The 21,197-nt window shown below is 45.4% G+C and carries 27 protein-coding genes and 1 pseudogene; 24 read left to right on the top strand and 4 right to left on the bottom strand.

Annotated features, from left to right (window positions below):
- Nucleotides 1–33 precede the first annotated feature (33 nt).
- The 4 genes from RS881_RS50380 to RS881_RS50365 are packed head-to-tail and all read left to right on the top strand — an operon-like array spanning nt 34 to nt 2,361.
- Nucleotides 34–954, top strand: a complete 921-nt coding sequence (locus RS881_RS50380; RefSeq protein WP_315817726.1) for a thioredoxin fold domain-containing protein — start codon at nt 34–36, stop codon at nt 952–954.
- Nucleotides 955–998: 44 nt separating this feature from the next.
- The gene (locus tag RS881_RS50375) at nt 999–1,754 is read left to right on the top strand and encodes an MBL fold metallo-hydrolase (RefSeq protein WP_315817725.1); all 756 of its coding nucleotides are present in this window, start codon (nt 999–1,001) and stop codon (nt 1,752–1,754) included.
- Complete coding sequence (locus RS881_RS50370; RefSeq protein ID WP_315817724.1) at nt 1,736–2,278, top strand: hypothetical protein; 543 nt, start codon at nt 1,736–1,738, stop codon at nt 2,276–2,278. The genes RS881_RS50375 and RS881_RS50370 overlap by 19 nt, the downstream gene beginning before the upstream one ends.
- Before the next feature lie 14 nt (nt 2,279–2,292).
- Nucleotides 2,293–2,361 (top strand): hypothetical protein, encoded by a 69-nt coding sequence (locus tag RS881_RS50365; protein WP_315824874.1) that lies wholly within the window; start codon nt 2,293–2,295, stop codon nt 2,359–2,361.
- Nucleotides 2,362–3,305: 944 nt separating this feature from the next.
- Here RS881_RS50365 and RS881_RS50360 read toward each other — a convergent pair.
- From RS881_RS50360 to RS881_RS50350, 4 genes and pseudogenes are all read right to left on the bottom strand, one after another.
- On the bottom strand, nt 3,306–3,938 hold the full coding sequence (locus tag RS881_RS50360; RefSeq protein WP_315817723.1) for a LytR/AlgR family response regulator transcription factor: 633 nt from the start codon (nt 3,936–3,938) through the stop codon (nt 3,306–3,308).
- 55 nt (nt 3,939–3,993) lie between these two features.
- Nucleotides 3,994–4,125, bottom strand: coding sequence for a hypothetical protein (locus tag RS881_RS50355; protein ID WP_315817722.1), 132 nt, complete (start codon nt 4,123–4,125; stop codon nt 3,994–3,996).
- A 20-nt stretch (nt 4,126–4,145) separates the two neighbouring features.
- A pseudogene (locus tag RS881_RS61090) lies at nt 4,146–4,193 on the bottom strand (hypothetical protein); the annotation flags it as partial.
- On the bottom strand, nt 4,190–4,396 hold the full coding sequence (locus RS881_RS50350) for a hypothetical protein (RefSeq protein ID WP_315817721.1): 207 nt from the start codon (nt 4,394–4,396) through the stop codon (nt 4,190–4,192). The gene RS881_RS50350 and the pseudogene RS881_RS61090, both read right to left, overlap by 4 nt.
- A gap of 79 nt (nt 4,397–4,475) precedes the next feature.
- Here RS881_RS50350 and RS881_RS50345 point away from each other — a divergent pair, with 79 nt between their 5' ends.
- The 20 genes from RS881_RS50345 to RS881_RS50250 all read left to right on the top strand — a co-directional run bounded on the left by RS881_RS50345 (nt 4,476) and on the right by RS881_RS50250 (nt 20,657).
- Entirely contained in the window at nt 4,476–6,608 is a 2,133-nt protein-coding gene (locus RS881_RS50345) for a hybrid sensor histidine kinase/response regulator (RefSeq protein ID WP_315817720.1), read from the top strand.
- 338 nt (nt 6,609–6,946) lie between these two features.
- Nucleotides 6,947–7,852, top strand: coding sequence for a TonB-dependent receptor plug domain-containing protein (locus RS881_RS50340; protein WP_315817719.1), 906 nt, complete (start codon nt 6,947–6,949; stop codon nt 7,850–7,852).
- Nucleotides 7,853–7,916: 64 nt separating this feature from the next.
- Nucleotides 7,917–9,287: a TonB-dependent receptor domain-containing protein gene (locus RS881_RS50335; protein ID WP_315817718.1), complete on the top strand. Its 1,371-nt coding sequence runs from the start codon at nt 7,917–7,919 to the stop codon at nt 9,285–9,287.
- The gene (locus tag RS881_RS50330) at nt 9,271–9,903 is read left to right on the top strand and encodes a hypothetical protein (protein ID WP_315817717.1); all 633 of its coding nucleotides are present in this window, start codon (nt 9,271–9,273) and stop codon (nt 9,901–9,903) included. Before RS881_RS50335 ends, RS881_RS50330 begins: the two co-directional genes overlap by 17 nt.
- Before the next feature lie 208 nt (nt 9,904–10,111).
- Nucleotides 10,112–10,396 carry a hypothetical protein gene (locus RS881_RS50325; protein ID WP_315817716.1) on the top strand — a complete coding sequence of 95 codons (285 nt, stop codon included), beginning with the start codon at nt 10,112–10,114 and terminating at the stop codon, nt 10,394–10,396.
- A complete protein-coding gene (locus RS881_RS50320) occupies nt 10,345–11,307 on the top strand; it encodes a RagB/SusD family nutrient uptake outer membrane protein (RefSeq protein ID WP_315817715.1) in 963 nt (320 codons plus the stop codon). Before RS881_RS50325 ends, RS881_RS50320 begins: the two co-directional genes overlap by 52 nt.
- 10 nt (nt 11,308–11,317) lie before the next feature.
- Entirely contained in the window at nt 11,318–11,470 is a 153-nt protein-coding gene (locus tag RS881_RS50315) for a RagB/SusD family nutrient uptake outer membrane protein (protein WP_315817714.1), read from the top strand.
- Between the two features lie 18 nt (nt 11,471–11,488).
- Nucleotides 11,489–11,833 (top strand): hypothetical protein, encoded by a 345-nt coding sequence (locus RS881_RS50310; protein WP_315817713.1) that lies wholly within the window; start codon nt 11,489–11,491, stop codon nt 11,831–11,833.
- Nucleotides 11,830–12,354 carry a BT_3044 domain-containing protein gene (locus RS881_RS50305; RefSeq protein ID WP_315817712.1) on the top strand — a complete coding sequence of 175 codons (525 nt, stop codon included), beginning with the start codon at nt 11,830–11,832 and terminating at the stop codon, nt 12,352–12,354. The genes RS881_RS50310 and RS881_RS50305 overlap by 4 nt, the downstream gene beginning before the upstream one ends.
- A 342-nt stretch (nt 12,355–12,696) precedes the next feature.
- Nucleotides 12,697–13,116, top strand: a complete 420-nt coding sequence (locus tag RS881_RS50300; RefSeq protein ID WP_315817711.1) for a DUF4136 domain-containing protein — start codon at nt 12,697–12,699, stop codon at nt 13,114–13,116.
- Between the two features lie 17 nt (nt 13,117–13,133).
- Nucleotides 13,134–13,304 (top strand): DUF4136 domain-containing protein, encoded by a 171-nt coding sequence (locus RS881_RS50295; RefSeq protein ID WP_315817710.1) that lies wholly within the window; start codon nt 13,134–13,136, stop codon nt 13,302–13,304.
- A gap of 366 nt (nt 13,305–13,670) precedes the next feature.
- The gene (locus tag RS881_RS50290) at nt 13,671–14,603 is read left to right on the top strand and encodes a sialate O-acetylesterase (RefSeq protein ID WP_315817709.1); all 933 of its coding nucleotides are present in this window, start codon (nt 13,671–13,673) and stop codon (nt 14,601–14,603) included.
- Nucleotides 14,591–15,010, top strand: coding sequence for a hypothetical protein (locus RS881_RS50285; protein ID WP_315817708.1), 420 nt, complete (start codon nt 14,591–14,593; stop codon nt 15,008–15,010). The genes RS881_RS50290 and RS881_RS50285 overlap by 13 nt, the downstream gene beginning before the upstream one ends.
- Nucleotides 15,000–15,305 carry a hypothetical protein gene (locus RS881_RS50280; RefSeq protein WP_315817707.1) on the top strand — a complete coding sequence of 102 codons (306 nt, stop codon included), beginning with the start codon at nt 15,000–15,002 and terminating at the stop codon, nt 15,303–15,305. Before RS881_RS50285 ends, RS881_RS50280 begins: the two co-directional genes overlap by 11 nt.
- Complete coding sequence (locus tag RS881_RS50275) at nt 15,290–15,622, top strand: hypothetical protein (protein ID WP_315817706.1); 333 nt, start codon at nt 15,290–15,292, stop codon at nt 15,620–15,622. The genes RS881_RS50280 and RS881_RS50275 overlap by 16 nt, the downstream gene beginning before the upstream one ends.
- 255 nt (nt 15,623–15,877) lie before the next feature.
- Nucleotides 15,878–16,363 (top strand): S10 family serine carboxypeptidase-like protein, encoded by a 486-nt coding sequence (locus RS881_RS50270; RefSeq protein WP_315817705.1) that lies wholly within the window; start codon nt 15,878–15,880, stop codon nt 16,361–16,363.
- The gene (locus tag RS881_RS50265; RefSeq protein WP_315817704.1) at nt 16,308–17,330 is read left to right on the top strand and encodes a S10 family peptidase; all 1,023 of its coding nucleotides are present in this window, start codon (nt 16,308–16,310) and stop codon (nt 17,328–17,330) included. The genes RS881_RS50270 and RS881_RS50265 overlap by 56 nt, the downstream gene beginning before the upstream one ends.
- Nucleotides 17,331–17,388: 58 nt before the next feature.
- Nucleotides 17,389–17,517 (top strand): hypothetical protein, encoded by a 129-nt coding sequence (locus tag RS881_RS50260; RefSeq protein ID WP_315817703.1) that lies wholly within the window; start codon nt 17,389–17,391, stop codon nt 17,515–17,517.
- 236 nt (nt 17,518–17,753) lie between these two features.
- A complete protein-coding gene (locus RS881_RS50255; protein WP_315817702.1) occupies nt 17,754–19,079 on the top strand; it encodes a Dyp-type peroxidase in 1,326 nt (441 codons plus the stop codon).
- 117 nt (nt 19,080–19,196) lie between these two features.
- On the top strand, nt 19,197–20,657 hold the full coding sequence (locus RS881_RS50250; RefSeq protein WP_315817701.1) for a hypothetical protein: 1,461 nt from the start codon (nt 19,197–19,199) through the stop codon (nt 20,655–20,657).
- The last annotated feature ends 540 nt before the right edge of the window (nt 20,658–21,197 follow it).

The raw sequence follows: 21,197 nt of genomic DNA, 5'->3' as shown, positions 1-21,197 counted from the left end.
CTGCTCACAGCTTCTGTCCTGCATGCTCAGGATATGAAAAGTTTTAATTTATACAAACCAACCGGAAATGCGGAAAAGGTATTGAATGAAAAGATAAAAGAAGCCAAAGACGCCGGTAAATATGTATTTGTGCAGATAGGTGGCAACTGGTGTGTATGGTGTGCCCGTTTCCATGATTTTATTACCAAAGACCTTTCCATTGACTCGTTGGTGAAAGCCAATTATGTGGTATATCACCTCAATTACAGCAAGGAAAACGAGAACGATAAACTCCTGGCCCGTTTTGGTTATCCCCAGCGATTTGGTTTCCCGGTATTCATCATCCTGGATGGAACGGGCAACCGGTTGCATACTCAAAACTCTGCTTACCTGGAACAAGACAAGGGCTATAGTAAGGAAAGAGTCATTGAATTTTTCGACAATTGGGCACCTAAAGCATTGGATCCCGCTTCATACAAGAAAAATAGTATGTCAACACAAGCAGAGGCATTTATACAACTTATGAAGCATCCTGTAAAAAGCAGGTTCTTCCTTTTCTCTAAGCTACCCGCTGCCTGGTTTTCTGGTGTGCGTATTATGGAGGTGAATGAAAAGAAATGTACCGTTACCGTACCTTACAAATGGTTTACACAAAATCCTTTCCGTTCTACCTATTTTGCCTGCCTGGCTATGGCGTCAGAATTATCTACCGGGGCACTGGCTATGATGCATGTTTATAAACGAAACCCCGCTGTATCCATGTTGATCGTGAAGATGGAAGCTACTTATTTCAAAAAAGCAACCGGCCTTACCACCTTTACCTGTGTGGATGGATCCCTCTTAAAAGAAGCTATCGAAAAAGCAATCGCTACCGGCGAAGGTCAATCACTCATTGCCAGGTCTTCCGGTATGAATGACAAAGGCGAATCCGTTGCAGAGTTTTTGTTCACCTGGTCTTTTAAAGTAAAAAATTGAATATTGAGCAGTAAACCATCAATGATAATCCGAAATACTTAACAATGAAAATTGCTTTCCACGGCGCCGCCCGTACCGTTACCGGCTCAAAACACCTCGTTTCATTAACCAATGGAAAGAGATACCTGCTCGATTGCGGGATGTTTCAGGGAATGGGCACCGAAACCGATTCACTCAATCATACCTGGGGTTTTGATCCCCGGCAGATTACCTTCCTCATTCTCTCACATGCCCATATCGATCACAGTGGATTGATCCCTAAATTGGTAAAGGATGGTTTTACCGGCAAAATATTTTGTACGCCTGCCACCAGGGACCTCACAGCCCTTTTGCTGGAAGATTCTGCCGGCATCCAGGAAAATGATGTTAAGTATGCCAACAAGAAAAGAGCTGCCGAAGGCAAGCCCTATATAGAACCCCTGTATACCAAAGAACATGCCTGGGCCGCCCTCGATCGTTTTGTAGAAGTAGAATACGACAAATGGTTTACCATTGATGAAAATGTGGAGCTACTCTATACCGATGCAGGCCATATCATTGGCAGTGCGGCCGTACACCTGCGCATCAAAGAAAATGGCAAAACTACCCGCCTCACTTTTAGTGGCGACGTAGGCCGCTACCGCGATGTTATTTTGAAATCGCCCGACGACTTCCCCCAGGCTGATTATATACTCCTTGAATCCACTTATGGCAATAGCCTCCATGATGTACATGTTACTACCCCCGACCAGTTATTACAGTGGATCAATAAAACCTGCTTTCAGAAAAAGGCAAACTCATTATGCCTGCATTCAGCGTAGGCCGTACCCAGGAACTACTCTATGCATTAAACCAGCTGGAGCTTGAAAACCGGTTGCCCAAACTGGATTATTTCGTAGATAGCCCGCTTAGTATTGAAGTGACCGAGCTCGTCAAAAAGTTCCCTGGCTACTTCAACAAACATATTCAACAGGTACTCAAAACCGATAGTGATCCTTTTGCCTTTACCGGCCTCAAATATGTAAAGACGGTAGAGCAATCCAAATTGCTCAATTTCCGTAATGAGCCCTGTGTCATCATTTCTGCCAGCGGTATGGCCGAAGCCGGCCGTGTGAAACACCATATCAGTAACAATATTGAGAATAGCCGCAATACCATCTTATTGACCGGTTATTGTGAACCTACTTCACTGGGCGGCCGCCTCATAGCCGGCGCAAAAGAAGTAGGCATCTTTGGCGTACGCCATGAAGTGAATGCCGAAGTGGGCTCTATTCGTAGCATGAGCGCCCATGGCGATTATGAAGACCTTAGCCAATTCCTCTCCGGCCAGGACCCCGCCAGGTAAAAAAACTATTCCTGGTGCATGGTGAATATGAAGTACAGGAACAATTCAGACAACGCCTCCTGAAAAAGGATTTCTCGATGTAGAGATACCCGAACGCCATGATGAGATTGGGTTGGGTTAAAAGAAAAAGCTGCTTCACGGAGCAGCTTTAAATTCTTTACTGTGGGTCGTCAAACGTCTTACTGAATCTATCTATACCAGATAAGGGTTATAGAATATTTGATCAGTTGGTCATCAGAGGTATTGGCAGAGGTTTTCCTTCGAGGAGATTACTGTCTGATCATTAAATTTTCCATGGGATAGTTAGATCTGAGCGCGGCTCCGTGAAGCCGGCTTGAATGTGAATCCCGGGGCAGGTCCGGGTACCGGTCCATCAAACAAAGATGCAGATTCTTTTTACGCCAACCTATTTTTTTCCTAAACAGTGGCGGAACGTCGTTTTGGGGAATTAACCAGTAAATCGGTGGACTATAAAAAAAGCAACCGAACCAGGTGGTTCGGCTGCTTCCAATGAAATCCTGGGGGATCGGATGGGTAAAGGCTGGAGCGTTTTACCCATTAGTTTTCATACTGTACGGACTTCATTTGCGTGAACTAAGCGTATAGAGATAACCGTCGCAATTAATATTTTTACTATAATCAGCCCGTTTTGGTTGTGTTTATGTCCTCGTTTCTTGCTGATACAAAGGTGTAAAAAGCGGCGCAGTGCCGGAATTTTTTTAGTTTTTGGACCCAAAAACCCGACGAATCACCCCCTTTTCCCGATAAGTAAATGGGAGGTAAATTCACCTGGGACCCATTAAAAAGATAACCACCTGATTATTATTAGATTGGTTAAATATGAACAGTCCAAGCCCTGCTAAATCCTGCCCTGCACACCCGGTACAGCCTGGTAACCAATACCCATAAAAATCCCGCCTAAGCGGGATCACTATCTTACAAGACGAAACAACCTATGACTAAAGCTTAATTCCCACGCCTACTACCCCCAAGCTCGCAGCCCACAGATTGTAGCCCATGGCTTGACTTAAATAATATTCAACCGTTTCATCACCTCACTCCGGTGCGCCTTGCTGATGGGTATTTCATTTCCCTTGATGAACAGGTCATTTTCCCGGATATCGTCAATCTTCGTGATGTTGATAATATATGAGCGATGTACCTTAATAAAGGAGCCTTTATCTACTTTCTCTTCCAGGTTCTTGATTGTATTGTGGGTAACATATTTTTTATCGGCTGTTACAAACTTCACATAATCACCCATGCTTTCAATATAAAGAATATCATCATTATTGAGCCTTACCAGTTTACCGTCACTTTTAATGAATATATGATCCGTAGCTGTACTGACGGCATTGTTTTCCGGTGCAGCAGTATTAAGTTTTTGCAGTGACTCCAGGAAACGCTGATAAGTGAATGGCTTTTTCAGGAAGTCCGTCACCTTGTATTCAAAGGCATCATAGGCATATTCCGATTTGGAAGTAGTAAGTACTACTTTAGGGAAATAAGCCAATTGATCCAGTAGTTCAAAGCCCGTAGCGCCCGGCATTTCTACGTCGAGAAAAAGAAGGTCCACCGAATGTTGGTTCAGGTAAACCAGTGCTTCCTGTACATTGGGAAAATGAGCTAATACATCTATCCGTCCACTTTTTCGCAGCATTTGGCCAGGTAGTCAGCAGCTACCTGGAGGTCTTCTACAATGACGCATTTTAGACTCATAGAGGGTTGGCATTAAAGTCTTTCAACTTGCGGTATTCCGAGGCCAGGATCAGCTTGCCTTCTTCCAATGAAGCCACCAGGTTTTTATAGCCCCCTTCAATTCCTCCGTTCCTGCTGCCTGTGAGCAAGCCTCTTCAAATTCCGCACAGATCTGCTGTATATCCGTAAGCCCCACAAATCCAAAAGCAGGCTTCATTTTATGAACCCCCTTTTCAGATCCCCGATATTGTCAACCGAATATGCCACCTGGATTGATTCGAAATCTTCGTCGAAGTGTTGCAGCGTTATCGAAAATACCTCCTCCATATAGGGATAATCATCCGCATAAAGGCTGAACAGGTAATCACTATTTATTTTTTCATTGAAAATGAATTGCTTAGATAGGGTGGGCTGGTTCATGGGAAATAGATTTTCGTTTTTTCGTTACATAACAGGTTGGTTAACCCGTTTTGCTACTAATCCATAATCCAATAACTCTATGAAGCAGAAATTATTATATCTGGGGTGGTCAATTTACCGGGATATTGTGTTTTCAGGGCTCCAGGAGGGTATTACTAAAGACCAGCGCAAAAAGATCATTGGCTTCAACCAGTTCATCCTACTCGCATTACTCGTCAACTTCTTTTCTGTAGTATCCTATTTCTATCATAAGCTGTACATCAGTGCACTCATCAATATCACATCCGCCTATTTTTTCTTATTGGCTTTTTATTTTGGCTCCCGCCGCAAGTTGGAAACAGGCCGTATCATTGCTGTAGTTAACCTCAACCTATACCTGATCGTTATCAGTTATATCGAAGGCCTCAAGGCCGGTGAATACCTTTTATTTCCCTATTTCCTGGTCCTAACCTTTGTGGTAAGTATCAGGCGCAACTCAAGAGAATTATTTATTGTATATACCATTACCGTAATAGCCTCCCTCGTTTGCCTGAAATTATCGCCCTATACCAATACCGTACAGGTCATCAACGATGCTTTGTACACCCGCCTGTACAGCAGCAACCTCGTCATTTCCTTATGTATGACCATTATTTTCTCTTATTCCATCCTGCGTGTAAATAAGGATAATGAAGTGGCCATCCTGCAGGAGAAAAAGTTTGGCGACACCATTTTTAATACTTCCCTCGATGGCGTATTTATTATATACAGCCAGTCGGGTATTATAGCAAGCTGTAACCGTCGCGCCCTGGAATTGTTTGATGTGCAGGAGAAACGTGAAATAGAAGGTTCACATGTGGAGAACTGGTTTGATGAGGACCATGTACGTCGTTTCAATGCGATAGAAAAAAGCGTATCCGAAGGTACACAGAGCTGGCAGGGTGAACTGGCCTTTACCACCCAATCCGGCCGTACTTTCCATGGCTATGTAAGCGTGGCCCCCTTTTCTTACAAGGATATTCGGTATACCAAGATCAGTATCCTCGATGTATCCCATGTAAAGATGACCGAGTTTGAACTGATGAAGGCCAAAGAAAAAGCCGAGGTAGCGGCCAAGGCCAAATCAAGGTTCCTGTCCAATATGAGCCATGAACTGCGAACTCCCTTAAATGGTATCATCGGCGCTTCCAACCTGCTGGTGCAGGAGGAACACTCACCCTCCCAGAAAGCCCACCTCGATATCCTGAAGTTTTCGTCCGAGCACATGATGATGCTCATCAATGATATCCTGGATTACAATAAAATTGAGGCAGGTAAACTGGAGCTGGCCGAAGCCCCCGTCAATATCAAAGAGTTTATACTGCAGCTATCTACTCAATTTGCTTCACAGATAAAAGGCAAAGGGCTGGAATTTAAGACCGATATCGACGATCGCCTCAATGCCGAGTTCATTACCGATGAAACCCGCCTAAACCAGGTATTAAGCAACCTGCTGTCCAATGCCATTAAATTTACCCATGAGGGTAAGATCACCCTGGCCGTGCGAAAACTCTTTGCTTCCAGTGCCAAAGCCACCATCCAATTTATTGTAATGGATACCGGCATTGGTATCCCAAGAAATAAACACCGTGAAATATTTGAAACCTTTACACAGGCCGATGTAAATACGACCCGTAAATATGGCGGAACAGGCCTGGGATTGGCCATCACCAAAAAGATCGTCAACAAGTTTAATAGTGATCTCTTGCTGGAAAGCGAAGAAGGGAAGGGGAGTGCTTTCCACTTTACCGTAGAGTTGAAGGTCAATGAAAGCCGGCCCCGCTATATCCATGAGGAAAATAGCAGCCAGCTCTGCCAATTGCCCGGTATCAGGGTACTCATTGCCGAAGACAATCCAGTAAACCTGGCTATTGCCAGGCGTTTCCTCGCCAAATGGGGGATACAGGTTAGCGAAGCCGTTAATGGCAGGGAAGCTGTCGAAAAATTCCGGAAAGAAGAATTTGATCTCCTCCTGATTGATCTTGAAATGCCCGAAATGGATGGAGCTACAGCCCTCCGGGAGATCAGGAAGCTCAACCACAATATCCCCGTAGTAGCCTTTACCGCCGCGGTGTACGACAATATGCAGGAGGACCTTTTGCAGAAGGGATTCACCGATTTTATTCATAAACCCTTCCGCCCTGTAGAATTGCATACAAAAATAAACTACCTCGTTGCAGCTTTGAGGGCTTAGGGCCGTTTGTGATCGTATCGTGGTATTTCGGCTGTCTAATTGGGCGGTTCAGCCATCCGTTATGAGGATCCATCCAAGTGCTGCCTTCTCACCCATACAATAACTGCATATTGCAGTAGATACCCCTTTTCCGGTATGCCGGCCAGGTATTCGTTACAGGTATTCGGTTATCCTTCCGGGTAAACGTGTGCCTGGATTATTATTTTGTTGTCATGATAAGTTATTGGGCATTTTCCTATGCAAGCGGTCAAAAAAACTGATCAGCGCAGCAGCACCAGACTATTTCCATGCCTCTTATTAATGGCCAATTAACATTTTAGCTATCTAAAACACTTCTTATGAGGAAAATCCTATTGCATTTCCTTGCAATGTTCATTACTCTCTACTCATTCGCACAATCAAAAAATATTAATGGGCGTATTGTTGATGAAAGAGGAGAGCCCATTGCATTTGCTTCCGTAAAAGTTAAAGGCGCACGTACCGGTGTGGCAGCCGATGCTGCGGGAAAGTTTACAGTTCGTGCCGCTATTGGCGATGTTTTGGTCATTTCTTCAGCAGGTTCGGCGGAAAAAGAGGTAACCGTTACTGATGTGCCGTTGATTAACGTACAGCTGACACGTAGCCAGGGGGCACTCACTGAAGTACTGGTAACTGGGTATACTGCCCGGTCAAAACGTGCTTCGGCTGGTTCAGCCAGCGTGGTGGGCATTGATGATGTCCGCACCCAGCCTGCTGCATCTTTTGATCAGTTGCTGCAAGGTCAGGCCACAGGTGTTAATGTAAGAAGCGGTACCGGGCAACCTGGCGCTGCCGCCGAGATCGTGATCCGTGGCCGTGGTTCTATCACCGGATCTACCGCCCCACTGTATGTAGTGGATGGCGTTCAAATCAATTCGGCTGATTTTGCCACCCTCAACCAGGGCGATTTTGAAAGTATTACTCTGTTGAAAGATGCATCCGCTGCAGCCATCTATGGGTCGCGCGGGGCAGGCGGTGTTGTAGTGATCACTACCCGCAGAGGACGTTCCGGCCCTGTTCGGTTTAACTATGACGTACAGTATGGTCAAAGCAAATGGCCTCGTCAGAAACTGGAACTGATGAGCACACAGGAAAAACTGGCCTACGAAATGGACCGTGGTAATCCTAATGGTTGGTCTAAGGCCGAAAGGGACAGTTTAAAAATATCAATACCGATTGGGAAGATGTTTTCTTTCGTACGGGTATTACCCAGATGCATCAGTTAAGCGCTTCCGGGGAAATGATCGTACCCGGTTCTACGCCTCCCTCGGTTACATGAATCAAACAGGCGTGGTACAAGCTACCGATGTAAAAAGATATACTGGTCGTATCAACCTCGAAAGTGGTACTGATAAACTCCGTTTCGGGATAAATACCTCTTTTGGGTACTCTATCTTGAACAATACTTCTGAAAACAACCAAAGCATTGTTTCACCACTCAATGGAGTCCGTTGGTCACTACCTTATTTTACACCATACGACAAGGATGGCAAATACTTGCAGGATCCTACCTCAAATGGCCAGCCAAATCCTTTACAGGAGCTGCTGGAAAACAAACGCCGTTTTCCTCAATGGAAAGGAGTTGCCAATGCTTTTGTTGAATACAAGCCCACATTTGTAAAAGGATTTACCCTGCGCACCAACTGGGGCTTTGATTACACCCAAAATGAAAGAGAGGTCTACAATGCACCAGGTACCAATGCCGGTAAACAGGCCCAGGGCGGACAAGGCAGCTTGTTGCGCTATTTCGACCGCAATTTCCGGTACGTGGGGACCAACTCTATCAATTACAAAAATACTTTTGGCGATCATGATATCAGTGCCACCATTTACCAGGAAATATTGAAAAATGATTTTAACCGGTTCAACTTTACGGGCTTTGGATTTACCCTGCCCTTCCCCAATGAAGCAGGTATTACCGATGGTACACGGGATAACGGATACATCCCTGTAGTGGGAGGAACTGGTACTAATAACTCATTGGTATCCTATTTTGGTGAAGCCAATTACGGTTATAAGAACCGCTATTTTTTCCAGGCAGGTTATCGTCGTGACGGTTCTTCGCGTTTTGGTACCAATAACAAATGGGCCGATTTTTACAATGTGGGCGCCAGCTGGATAGTCTCTGATGAACCTTTCTTTGATTCCTGGAAAACAGTCGTGGAACAGTTCAAGGTAAAAGCCAGTTATGGTACCGTGGGTAATCAGACTGGTATCACTGATTTTGCAGCAAGAGCTTTATTCGGTAAGATCAATTATGGCGGAGTTACGGGATTGGGACTGGCCTCACCCGGCAACCCCGACTTACGGTGGGAAACCAGACAAACCCTCAACCTGGGTATTGAATTTGCCCTGTTGAAAAACCGCATCAGTGGTTCGGTAGAATATTACAATAGCCTTACCAGAGACCTGTTTTACAACAAAACCATATCCATGACCTCTGGTTTTGCAACCATCCTGTCCAATGCGGGCCGTTTGCGCAACAGGGGTATTGAAGTAAGCCTGCGTGGTGTTCCCGTTAGCACACGCGATTTCAGCTGGATCATTGATGGTAATTTTACCTACAATAAAAACACCATCCTTGAATTGGGAGCAGGCGGTGAAGACAATGTACTGGTAAATGACGGCGTGAGCGTTTTAAAAATTGGCAAGCCGCTTTAATACCCTGTACTTAGTAAAATATGCAGGTGTAGATCCCACCAACGGTGACGCCTTGTATTATGACAAGGATGGTAAAATAACCAAAAACTTCACTGCGGATAACAACGCGTACCTCGGTACTGCTGATGCCCCGTACTTTGGTGGTATTACCAATACTTTCCGCTACAAGGCCCTGGAGCTCCAGATATTCTGGGTATTTGCACTGGGTAATGAGTTGTATAATAACGACCGGTTCAACGTAGAGTATCCCGGATATCCCGGTTCCAGTCTTTCTAAAGACCTCTTACGCGAATGGCGGCAGCCAGGAGACAGAACCGATATTCCACGTCCTGATCCCAGTGCTTACAATCTCGATAAAACAACTCATTTTGTAGAAAATGGCAGTTATTGGCGGTTGAGGAATGTACAACTCGCCTATAATTTCCCTAAAGCATTGCTGGATAAAGCGAAGATCAGTAGCCTGCGTGTTTTTGTACAAGGCCAAAACCTGTTCACTGAAACCAAATACAGGGGTTATGACCCCGAAGCCCCGGTTTCGGGCAGCTCTGTTCTGAATGCGGGAGCTCAGTATCCTACTCTCAAAACAATAACAGCAGGTATCAACATTGGCTTCTAAACAACAGGAATTGTTCAATTTAAAAAAACAGTAATGAAAATAACCATCAATAAATATAATCAGGTAAAAAAAGAGCGGCTCTTACCTTTTCTTCCGTTCTAAGCAAACGCCTCGTAGCCTGCGGTTTGCAGCTCACAGTTTATCTCTCCTAATGGTCCTTCTGTTCTCAGCCTGTGCCAGGGAGATCGATATTAAACCTGAGTATCAGTTGGATGGAAGTAGCCCGCTGGCCACCATCGTAGATGCTGATAATGTACTTACCGGTGCTTATGATGCTTTCCAGACAGGGGATTATTATTCCTCAGCCGGCATTGGCCCCTTCTCCATTTCACCCGATATCTCTAGTGATGATCTGATTGAAAGCGACGAATCCCTGGGAAATGAACAATCTACTGCCGAATGGACCTATATCCCTACCGATAATACCGTAAGAACCCCTGGTTGGGCGCCTATGGCATTATTTCCGGTGTTAACATCATCCTGCGTGATATAGATAATATTGCTTCCCAGGATCCCAAAGCTGCCAGGCGCATCAAAGGACAGGCGCTTGCCATCCGTGCCCATGTGCATTTTGATTTGCTGCGTCTGTATGGCGAGTCACTGGAAGGCAATTCCACTGCTAAAGGTATTCCCTATGTGACCACCTTTGACGTCAATGCCAAGCCCGGCCGACTCACCGTAAAAGAATCCTACGATAAGATACTCGCCGATCTGTCTGAAGCTGCTACGCAGCTCTCTGGTGAGTTGGATAAATCCATTAATACCGCTACTAATAAATCACGTGTTGATTGGCTGGTGGTAAAAGCCATGCAGGCCCGTGTAAACCTCTACGCTGGACAATGGCAGGCAGCTGCCGATGCTGCTACTGCAGTGATTACCCGCAGGGCGCTAAGCACTATCGATGAGTTTTCCTCTATTTGGAATGATGAATCGGTTGCTGAAGTGCTTTGGTCTGTAAGCTTTGAAAACGTTGGTGATGGCAGAGTATACGATAATGTATACTTCGCTCCAAGCAACCGCAGCGCCTATCGACCCGCACAAGGCCTTACTGTTTTGTACGACCAAAACAATGACGTGCGGTATAGTTCTTATATGGCCGTAGTGGGCGATCTGAATAGTACGCCCCACTCACCACGCCTTATTGTTGTTAAGCATATTGGTAAAGGCAACAAAACAGATGGTGTAGTGAATTGGAAAGCCTACCGCGTGGCCGAATTGTACCTGATAAGAGCCGAAGCCAATTTCAGGCTTACTAAGGAATCCAATGCACTGAGCGATCTGAATACCTTAAGGCAAAATCGCATCGATGGCTTTACGCCCGGTACTGAATCAGGCAATGCATTATTGACAGCCATCTTTACCGAAAAAGGAAAGAGATGGCCTTTGAAGGAAACCGGTTTTTGATTTCAAGCGTTTGAACAAATCGCCTATTAACCGCTGCGCTTCCAATACCGGTAGTCCCAGCACTATTTGCTCATTGCCTTCCAACAGCAAAGGCTGGGCATGGCCAATACCGTTCAACGAAACCAATGTAAATCCCAACCTGAAGCAAAACGAAGGGTATTAAACACCAAATTAAACCAAGATGAAAAAAATAACCATTCTCTATAGCTTTCTGCTCTTATTACCCGGTACCTCCTGTATCAAGGAAAAATATAAGATTGATTTTGACGACAATACCAAGCGGATCATAACCGAGTTTACAGATGCCAAAAATGAGGTCAATACGCTGGCCCTGGATTATAAGGACCAGTTTATTGAAACCGACCTGACTGAGCTGCAAATTTTCCGGTCGGAGTTTAATTCCGATGTGCAGGTGAAGGTTGCTTTGGATAAGGCTGTTGTTGATAATTATAACGCAGCACATCCTGGTGGTGAATTTGACATTCCCCTGCAGGCTCTTTTAACCTGGTATCTGCCGACCTGGTGATCTCGCCAGCCACCCGCAAAGCCAATGTGCGTATCAGGATCAAACCTTCGGCCATAACCGGCGGCGCTTACGCTATTGGATTGTCCATAGCCCAGGTAAGCCAGGGAGAGATCAGTCCTATATACAAAAGCGTGCTGGTTGAGGTAAAAGTGAAAAACGATTATGAAGGCACATATACAGCATCAGGGTTACGGACTGCCTTTGGCGGGCCCACCAATGGGGCGCCTGTAACAGGCCTGTTTGATATTGAAGGCAGCAAATACCTGTACACCATTGATCTTAACACCGTGGAAGCAGAAGTGGCTGATCTGGGCGCCAGTGCCTGGATGTACCTGGAAGTGAATCCCACTACCCACCAGGTGACGGTGCTGCCCAGTGCCGGAGGTCCTTCTTTCCCTTCCTTGCAAAACAATGGCCCCTGTACTTATGATCCGGCTACCAAGACCTTTGAACTGAATTATAAATACCTCAATGCCGCCGGTAATTTGCGGGAAATAACCGAAACGCTGGTACTTGAATAATTAACTGGTGTAGCAGTTCGAGGGCAAAAAGGCTGCCACCAGAGTTCTCATGGCTATACGGCCCCGGTTCGCCGGGGCTTTTTTTTGCCCAAAACTATAGAGCTACTATAGAGCTGCTATAGAGCTATTATAGAGGAGCTATAGAGACTCCCCTCCGACCAATATAGCAGGCTTCTCCAGGGGTAATGGCCAGGTAATAGTAGTATGGTATATCCTTCTCCTATTGCCGGTTGCGACCTTAACTTTTTCCTAACCAATCTTTCACAAAATTTTATTGACGGTGAAGCAGCTTTTAGCGTTAATAATAATGATAACAAGTGTATCAACTAAAAGCAATGTGACATGAATAAGTGGAAGATAAACGCAATAGCCCTCGCAGTGCCTGTGCTCTTGCTGGTAGGTTGCGCAACTCCGGCCCATGTGGAAAAAGACGAGGCGGCTGATTTTACGCAGTACAAAACCTTTGCATGGGTCAATAGTGAACCTAAGGACAAAGACAATAAAGAAACACCCAAAGAAAATAAAGGCCGTAAGAACGACCTGATCGACAAACACGTACAACAATCGGTGAATAAGGAACTGGCAAAACAGGGTTGGAAAGAAGATAAATCAAGGCCTGATGTACTGATCAGCTATGATATCCTGGTAGAAAAAAATACCCGGGAAACATCCAATCCCATTTATTCCCGCCCCTACAGCAGGATATTTTACAACCCGTACCTGCGTCGTTACGGAACGATCTATTATCCATCTACTTTTTAGGATATGATGATAATGCAGTGACGGTACGTGAAGGTACCCTTACCGTAACCATGGTAGATGCTAAAACGGATCATACGGTCTGGCAGGGGTGGACCACCGACGAGGTGAACAGCAGAAACCTGACACAGAAGGAAATACAAAGCAGCGTAAAGGCCATCTTCAGAAAATTTGATGTGGTAACTAAATAAAACGGGTCAAGGTCATTAGTGAAAAACCTGGATGCCGGCACAAACAGCCATCTTTCGGCTGTCTTGTTGCCGGCATTCTTATTGTATCAGTTAATTACGAATATAATTTATCTATATTTAACATGAGCTGACGAGGACCTGTAGAGGAGCTGACGAGGACCTGACGAGGATCTGAGGAGGAGACTACCCCAGCATCAGCCGTATAGTACCTGCTAACCACCCATCCCAAACCTGCCTCACACCCGCCCTCCGAGCCTCGCCAAAAATTGTCTTCTATATTCTAAATTCTGTATTCTGGATTCTGTCTCCTGTATTCTGTATTTTTAACACTCAATCAAGCAATCACTCAACCAGCCAAACTTGAATATGAAAAGAAACCTTCTATTTCTTGCCATCCTTACCCTGGCACAATTAACTTATGCCAATATTACCCTTCCCAGGATCTTTGGTGATAATATGGTACTCCAGCGCAATAAACAGCTACCCATCTGGGGCTGGGCTGCCGCCAATGAAAAGGTCACCGTACAGTTTAATCAACAGGTTAAAACCATCAAAGCCGATAAAAGCGGACAGTGGAAACTGACCCTCGATCCCGAGCAGGCGGGTGGCCCCTGGCAACTCACTGTAAAAGGAAAGAACACCCTTACTATCAATAATATACTGGTAGGAGAGGTGTGGATCTGCTCAGGACAGTCGAATATGGAATGGACTGTTAATAACAGCAACAACAAAGACCAGGAGATCAATAATGCCAATTTCCCGGAAATACGCCATATCAAAGTACCCAATACAATAGCAACTTCTCCACTGAAAGACCTCACCGGCGGCGATTGGAAGGTATGCAGCCCGCAAACGGTAGCCGATTTTACAGCCGTGGGTTACTTTTTTGCCCGCGACCTTTATCAGCAATTGAAGGTGCCCATTGGCCTCATTAATACCTCCTGGGGTGGTACCATGGTAGAAACCTGGGCCAGTAAAGAAGCCTTTGAAAACAGCGAAGAATTCAAAACACTGTTTGGCAATATGCCCGTTGCCAACCTGGAAGCTGCTATGAAACAACGCACCCAGCAACTTATTCAAAAGATTGAAGCCCAACAAGGCCCTATTACAGGTAATATCGAAACTGCCAATTGGAAATTACCCGATTTCAACGATGCCAACTGGGCCCACATGAAACTTCCTGGCAATTGGGAATACCAGGGTTTTGAAGACCTGGATGGCATAGCTTGGTTGCGTAAAACCATTACCCTTTCAATGAACAGGCAGGAAAAGCAGCCCTCCTCGAATTGGCCAAAGTAGATGATATTGATGAAACCTGGGTCAATGGTACTAAAGTGGGCAGCTTATCACAATGGGATGCCTTACGCCGGTATACCATTCCCGCAGGTATATTAAAGCCTGGCAAAAATGTAATTGCAGTAAGGGTAACAGATAACACTGGCGGTGGCGGCATCCATGGCGAGCCTGCCGAAATGAAGCTTACCATTGATAACACTTCCCTGTCATTGGCGGGCGACTGGTTGTTCAGGGTCGAAGCCATCCGTGTATCCGATGCCATCGGGCCTAATAGCTATCCTACTTTATTGTTCAACAGCATGATCAATCCCCTCATTCCTTATGCTATCCAGGGGCTATCTGGTACCAGGGTGAGTCCAATGCAGGCCGTGCTTACCAATACCGCAAGTCTTTCCCCTCATGATCAATGATTGGCGGAAACGTTGGAACCAGGGCGATTTCCCTTTTTATTTTGTACAACTCGCCAGTTTCAGTGCGGCCGATGGCAATACACAAAAAGGAAGTACCTGGGCCGAATTGCGCGAAGCCCAAACCAATACCTTATCCCTGCCTGCTACGGGTATGGCCGTAACCATTGATATAGGAGAATCCAAAGACATTCACCCCCGCAATAAGCAGGATGTGGGCAAGCGCCTGGCGGCTATTGCCCTGCATGACCTGTATCAAAAAATACAGAATGGAGCGGTCCTTTGTACCAGGCTATGAAGATCCAGGGCAATAAGATCGAATTATCATTTACCCATAACAGCACAGGCTTCCAGGTGAAGGACAAATATGGCTATATCAAAGGATTTGAAATAGCAGGCGCCGACCAGCAATTCCATTTTGCACAGGTGCAGGTAAATGGCGATAAATTGATTGTTTACAGCGATAAGGTAACCGCTCCCGTAGCTGTTCGCTATGCCTGGGCCGATGATATGCCCGAAGCCAACCTGTATAATAAAGAAGGTTTCCCGGCTGTTCCCTTTCGTACGGATAGCTGGAAGGGTATTACCAATGCTGTGAAGTATGAAATAAGGTGATGCACACTGGCCCTGGGTCAAACACCCGGCGATTGCCAACGATCCAAATAGCAAATTGTCCGGTTCTTAACAAATATGAACCAGTAATCAATAATTAGTAATTAATAATCCAACCCCATACTATTTTTAGCTCCTAACTAAATTCACAATGAGAAAATTACAACTATCCCTTTTACTCTTATCCCTTGCGGCCTCTTCCTTTGCCCAGCAAAGACCAGGTGGCCCTCAACGGCCCCGGCTGCTGCTGGTACTGCGGTGCCAGCCGTAAAGGAAGAAAGTAAACCTCCTTCCAAATCCCTGATCGATCCCGATGCTTCGGTGGTTACCAATCATGAGGTGACCATTAAAGGCCAGCGTGTACCCTACAAAGCCATCGCCGGTACCCTGCCTGTATGGGATGAGGAAGGAAAACCCATTGCGGGCGTGTTCTATACTTATTATGAAAGGACGGATATTAAAGACAAAGCTCCCCGGCCGCTCGTGATCTCCTTCAATGGTGGTCCTGGTTCCGCTTCTGTTTGGATGCACATTGCTTATACCGGACCCGCTTTATTGAATATTGATGATGAAGGTTATCCCGTTCAGCCTTATGGTCTCAAAGAGAATCCTTACTCCATCCTGGATGTAGCTGATATTGTTTATGTAGACCCTGTTAATACGGGCTTTTCAAGACCCATTAATAAGGATGTACCCGGCAGTAAATTTTTTTGGCGTACGGGCCGATATCAAATACCTGGCTGAATGGATCGGTACTTTCGTTACCCGTCAAAACCGCTGGGCTTCTCCCAAATACCTCATCGGTGAAAGCTATGGTACTACCCGTGTATCTGGCCTGGCATTGGAATTACAAAATGCTCAGTGGATGTACCTCAATGGCGTGGTGCTGGTATCGCCTACCGAATTGGGTATCGAAAGGGACGGGCCTGTAGAAGCCGCTTTACGCCTGCCTTATTTTGCAGCTACCGCCTGGTACCATAAAATGCTTCCTGCCGATCTGCAACAGAAAGACCTGACTGCTATGTTGCCCGAGGTGGAAGACTTTACGGTGAACGAACTTATTCCTGCCATTACCAAAGGAGGTTACCTGCCCGAAGCCAAAAGAAAAGAAATAGCCGGCCGGATGGCCCGTTATTCAGGCTTATCCGAAAAAGTGATCCTGCAGCACAACCTGGATGTGCCTACCAACTTCTTCTGGAAGGAATTACTACGTGAAAAAGGATTTACTGTAGGCAGGCTTGATTCCCGCTACAAAGGTATTGACAGGCAGGATGCCGGTACTGGCCCCGATTTCAATGCCGAACTAACTTCCTGGCTGCATTCCTTTACGCCGCCCATCAATATGTACCTGCGCAATGACCTGAATTATAAAACTGACCTGCGTTACAATATGTTTGGACCCGTACATCCCTGGGACCGTAGTGGCGATCAAACCGGTGAAAACCTGCGTCAGGCCATGGCCCAAAATCCTTATCTCCATGTATTGGTACAATCAGGTTATTATGATGGAGCCTGTGATTATTTCAATGCCAAATACGATATGTGGCAAATGGACCCCAGTGGTAAGTTGAAAGGTCGCCTTACCTTTGAGGGCTACCGCAGCGGCCACATGATGTATCTCCGTAAAGAAGACCTGGCTTCCAGCAATGAGCATATTCGTGAATTCATTCGCAAATCATTGCCCAAGCCCGGTGAACCCGCTAAGTATTAATTAGCGTCAAGCCAGGCTTGCCGAAGACCATCTTCATTCTGGCATTGGAAAGTTTAAAATGCCTATTACAAATGGCCTTGCCATTGGCGAGTTTGCTCAAATGCTCAATGGCGAAGGTTGGCTGCCAATAAAGCCCAGTGCAAATTGCGCATTATTAAATGCGGAAAAATACTTGCTTTATCCATAAGCGGTACAGTATATTTTGAATCTTTAACAATCATGCGTAAGCCTCACCAGCTTACGCATTCTTATTTTCGACTCGTAGCTCGTAGCTCGCAGCTTGCCTCCCCGTTCTTTCCCCCTTTTCACCACAGGTGTTATTACCCCTGTCAAAACGGTTCTTATACCCTTGATGAGATTGGCTAAGCACTTGATCTTTGTACAAGGATATAGCATACCAGTATTCATCAAAATAAGAACATTATGCAACTGATTGATCCCATGGATTTCTCATTGGATCCCTTCTTGTCCAATACCCAGGGAAATATATTGAAGGGACATGGCCGGGCCAATTCCACCCATATTTTTCTTCATTTTGAGAAGGAGAAAGAGGAGCAGTTGGAAGCTGTTCGTGCGTGGATTAGAATTTACCTGGCCCCCAAAGTAACCAGTTTCAAGAAACAGCTCAGGGAAAGGGAACTGTACAAAAGGAATGGGATGCCTGGTAGCCTTTTTACCAGTTTCTTTCTTACGGCAAGCGGCTATAAGTATTTGCAGTTTAAAGACCTTGAACAGCATTTGACCGACGAAGCCTTTCTGTGGGGGATGAAAAACAGGCTTGCTAAAACCAACGATCCCGATCCAAAAACCTGGGAACCTGGCTTTCAGAAAGACATTCACGCCATGATACTCCTTGCTGATCATGATCCCGCCAGAATGGAGCAGGCTGCAAGGGAGATCGTTAACCTGTCAAAAGACTTTGCCACCGTTATAGCCGTAGAATCGGGTAAGGCACTTCGCAATGAGAATGGCGACGGGATAGAACATTTTGGCTATGTGGATGGTATCAGCCAGCCTCTCTTCCTAAAAGATGAAGTAGATGAATACATGAAATTTCACAACGTAGATCCGGCAGCCCCTGCTAAACATCCCTCCAAACCTAAGTTTGATCCAACTGCCGATCCTGAAATAGTACTTGTACAGGATCCTTACAATAACACCCCTGGTGCGTGGGGCAGCTACTTTGTGTTCAGGAAGCTGGAGCAAAATGTTAGAGGCTTCAAAAAAGCAGAAGAAGCACTCGAACTGGGCGAATTAGGAGGCGCTTACCTGGTGGGCCGTTTTGAAGATGGATCGCCCGTAGTACTTACGGATGATGAGGGTGTCATTGGAGCAGGTAATTACAATAATTTCAATTATGACCAGCCCAATGCCCAGAGCCGTTGCCCTTATTTTGCCCATATACGAAAAACCAATCCCAGGAATAAAACCTTAACTCCTGATAATCCTCCTCCTGTTATGGCCAGGCGTGGTATTCCTTATGGCGCCCGGGAAAAGCAAGACCCTATAGCCCCTTGTCAGGAGATCTTCCCCGAAAAAGAAGTGGGCTTGCTGTTCATGAGCTATCAAAAAAGCATTGTACACCAGTTTGAATGTATACAGGGCCCCATGGCCAATGATCCTGATTTCCCGAACCCTGTTCCTAATGCGCCCAATTCGGGCATTGATCCCATTATCGGGCAGAAGCAAGGGAGATCCCTGCAATATTTAATTACCAATTTCCCTTGGAATATGGTAGTCTCGAACTGACTATTAAGAAAGACTTCAAACAATTTGTAACGATGAACGGAGGTGAGTATTTTTTACACCCAGTATACCCTTCCTCAAAGCATTAAGGCCTCAATAAGCACCCATAAAATTAATATTATGAATAGCCGCATCATTACTGTAGGCATAAGCCTGGCAGTTTCTTTCACTGCTCTGGCACAGCCCGCAAGGAGAACCCTCGATTGGAAAGACTTCACCAAAAGCATATCCGAAACCATTATTGCCAAACCTGTAAGAACAAATGAGTTCACCATTTTCGAAATAACCAATATCAACAAGTTCCTGTATAAGGTAGAAATGCAGGGCAAGGTATTTGAATTGCAAACCCCCATCCCTACCGAGCTACAAACCCTGTTTCGCCTCAATCCTACTGAACTGGCCAATACTGTAAATAGTAAAAATGCTGATGAGGCCGTAGGGAAGATCTCTGAACAGGTGCCTGCCATGCAAAAAATAGCTGGATCACCCCAAGCCAAAGCAGCCGTAGGTAATACAACAGAACAAAATGAAGCAGCTGAAAATTTCCAGAAAAGCCTGGATGAAGTGGTCGAAAAATGCCTAAAGTACCTCGATAAGTCGATAGCCATGGCAGGATATATTTTTGATCTAAGGAAAGTAAGGAATGAATTTATTTCTATTGCACAAATGGACCTTCCTTTTGCCGATATCCAGACAAAAACCGATGCGGCTGCTGCACAAATCCCCACAGTAGATATCAAAACCAAGTATTTTGAGCTCAAAAAAATATACCATGATGTGGAAGCTTTGTACCAGGATGCTGCCGCCAAAGCAGAAGAAGCAAACGCAACAGCCGATCAGAAAAAGAAAATTAATAATGCCGTGAAAGAAATTGAAAAAGCCGATGAGTTAATTGATGAAGAAGGATTACTGGGACTGTTGGATGAGGTTAATTTCCTGAATGATGAACTGCGTAATAAAAAGAACTTCCTGGCGGTAGCCCCACCGGTGCAAATGGATGGTGATTTTGTTTCTTATGCAGTAACCATTACACCCACCTATACGAAAACGGTGGGCGCTCATAAAAACCCTGTTAACTTTAAATTCGACATCCCTGCCAAAGGAGGCTGGAAGGCCGATTTCAGTGTGGGCCCTGTAGTATCCTTCGGCAGTAATGCCAAAGACGAAACCTATTATTTGAAAGAAAATGCTGGCACCGACTCTGTAACGCTTGAAAAACGCGACAATAACAATTCCATTAGCCCTGGTGTAGGCGCCATGATGCATTTTTATCCACGCACCGGAAAGGACTATGCCCTGGGACTGATGTGCGGGGTGGGTGCAGGGTTCCAGTCGGTGAGTGATGTAAACTTTAGCTTATATGCCGGTGGCTCAGTAATATTGGGTAAACGACAAAAGATAATTGGCAGCCTGGGGGTAAGTTACTTACGCGTGGAAAGATTGAAATCACCCGAATTCAAGGATGGAAGTAAGTATGCTCCCGCCAAGATCACCATTGCCGATGTGACGGAAAAAGTATTTAAACCCTCCTTCTTCCTGTCCATCTCCTACAACCTCACCAATCGTGTTGATATAAATTAATCTAGCTCTTAATACTGGTGAGGGAGAGGTGCAGGTTACCTTTAAGAAAAATAATCCTGGCATCTTAGTGGTACAAAAAGAGCGGCCCGAGGGCCGCTCAAAAATCGCCTCGAAACCTGCCTAAAAATGTTTATTGCTCCTGCTTGCTTTTCCATTCTAAACTTGTCATTGTGTTTTCCTTACCACAGCTCTTCACCCGGCAAATCAACCACAGCTGCTGAAGTATTTTATTGATTGAGGCTATTTTACACTTGAATAACTAAGCTAATTTTCGTAATTTTTGATTCAAAGAGGTGCATTTTAGTACTTATTTGTAGCATAATTGTACCCTTTGTTGTTGTGTATGCGAGAAGAAAATTAAATTCAGAAAGCCAAAATTATTTGCCATGCCCGTAAAAACTACCTGCACCAGGTTGAGCTCACCCCTCCCGAGAAACTGGATACCCTGGTTGAAAAGCGGCGCGTGTTCAATCTCCAAAATTGCGAGTTCAACGTTTTTGAAACCTACCAGCAGTCGTACCGGGTACCCCTCCGTTTCAA

The sequence above is a fragment of the Paraflavitalea speifideaquila genome (genome assembly GCF_032395985.1).
Taxonomy (GTDB): Bacteria; Bacteroidota; Bacteroidia; order Chitinophagales; family Chitinophagaceae; genus Paraflavitalea; species Paraflavitalea speifideaquila.
Note: the sequence above shows the minus strand (reverse complement) of the source record. Positions and strands in the feature narration are given on the sequence as shown.

Coding starts and splice junctions, on each gene's coding strand:
- RS881_RS50380 (WP_315817726.1), top strand. CDS start 34: ATGAAAAGTTTTAATTTATACAAACCAACCGGAAATGCGGAAAAGGTA.
- RS881_RS50375 (WP_315817725.1), top strand. CDS start 999: ATGAAAATTGCTTTCCACGGCGCCGCCCGTACCGTTACCGGCTCAAAA.
- RS881_RS50370 (WP_315817724.1), top strand. CDS start 1,736: ATGCCTGCATTCAGCGTAGGCCGTACCCAGGAACTACTCTATGCATTA.
- RS881_RS50360 (WP_315817723.1), bottom strand. CDS start 3,938: ATGCTGCGAAAAAGTGGACGGATAGATGTATTAGCTCATTTTCCCAAT.
- RS881_RS50350 (WP_315817721.1), bottom strand. CDS start 4,396: ATGAACCAGCCCACCCTATCTAAGCAATTCATTTTCAATGAAAAAATA.
- RS881_RS50345 (WP_315817720.1), top strand. CDS start 4,476: ATGAAGCAGAAATTATTATATCTGGGGTGGTCAATTTACCGGGATATT.
- RS881_RS50340 (WP_315817719.1), top strand. CDS start 6,947: ATGAGGAAAATCCTATTGCATTTCCTTGCAATGTTCATTACTCTCTAC.
- RS881_RS50310 (WP_315817713.1), top strand. CDS start 11,489: ATGAAAAAAATAACCATTCTCTATAGCTTTCTGCTCTTATTACCCGGT.
- RS881_RS50300 (WP_315817711.1), top strand. CDS start 12,697: ATGAATAAGTGGAAGATAAACGCAATAGCCCTCGCAGTGCCTGTGCTC.
- RS881_RS50290 (WP_315817709.1), top strand. CDS start 13,671: ATGAAAAGAAACCTTCTATTTCTTGCCATCCTTACCCTGGCACAATTA.
- RS881_RS50280 (WP_315817707.1), top strand. CDS start 15,000: ATGATCAATGATTGGCGGAAACGTTGGAACCAGGGCGATTTCCCTTTT.
- RS881_RS50265 (WP_315817704.1), top strand. CDS start 16,308: ATGTACCCGGCAGTAAATTTTTTTGGCGTACGGGCCGATATCAAATAC.
- RS881_RS50260 (WP_315817703.1), top strand. CDS start 17,389: ATGCCTATTACAAATGGCCTTGCCATTGGCGAGTTTGCTCAAATGCTC.
- RS881_RS50255 (WP_315817702.1), top strand. CDS start 17,754: ATGCAACTGATTGATCCCATGGATTTCTCATTGGATCCCTTCTTGTCC.
- RS881_RS50250 (WP_315817701.1), top strand. CDS start 19,197: ATGAATAGCCGCATCATTACTGTAGGCATAAGCCTGGCAGTTTCTTTC.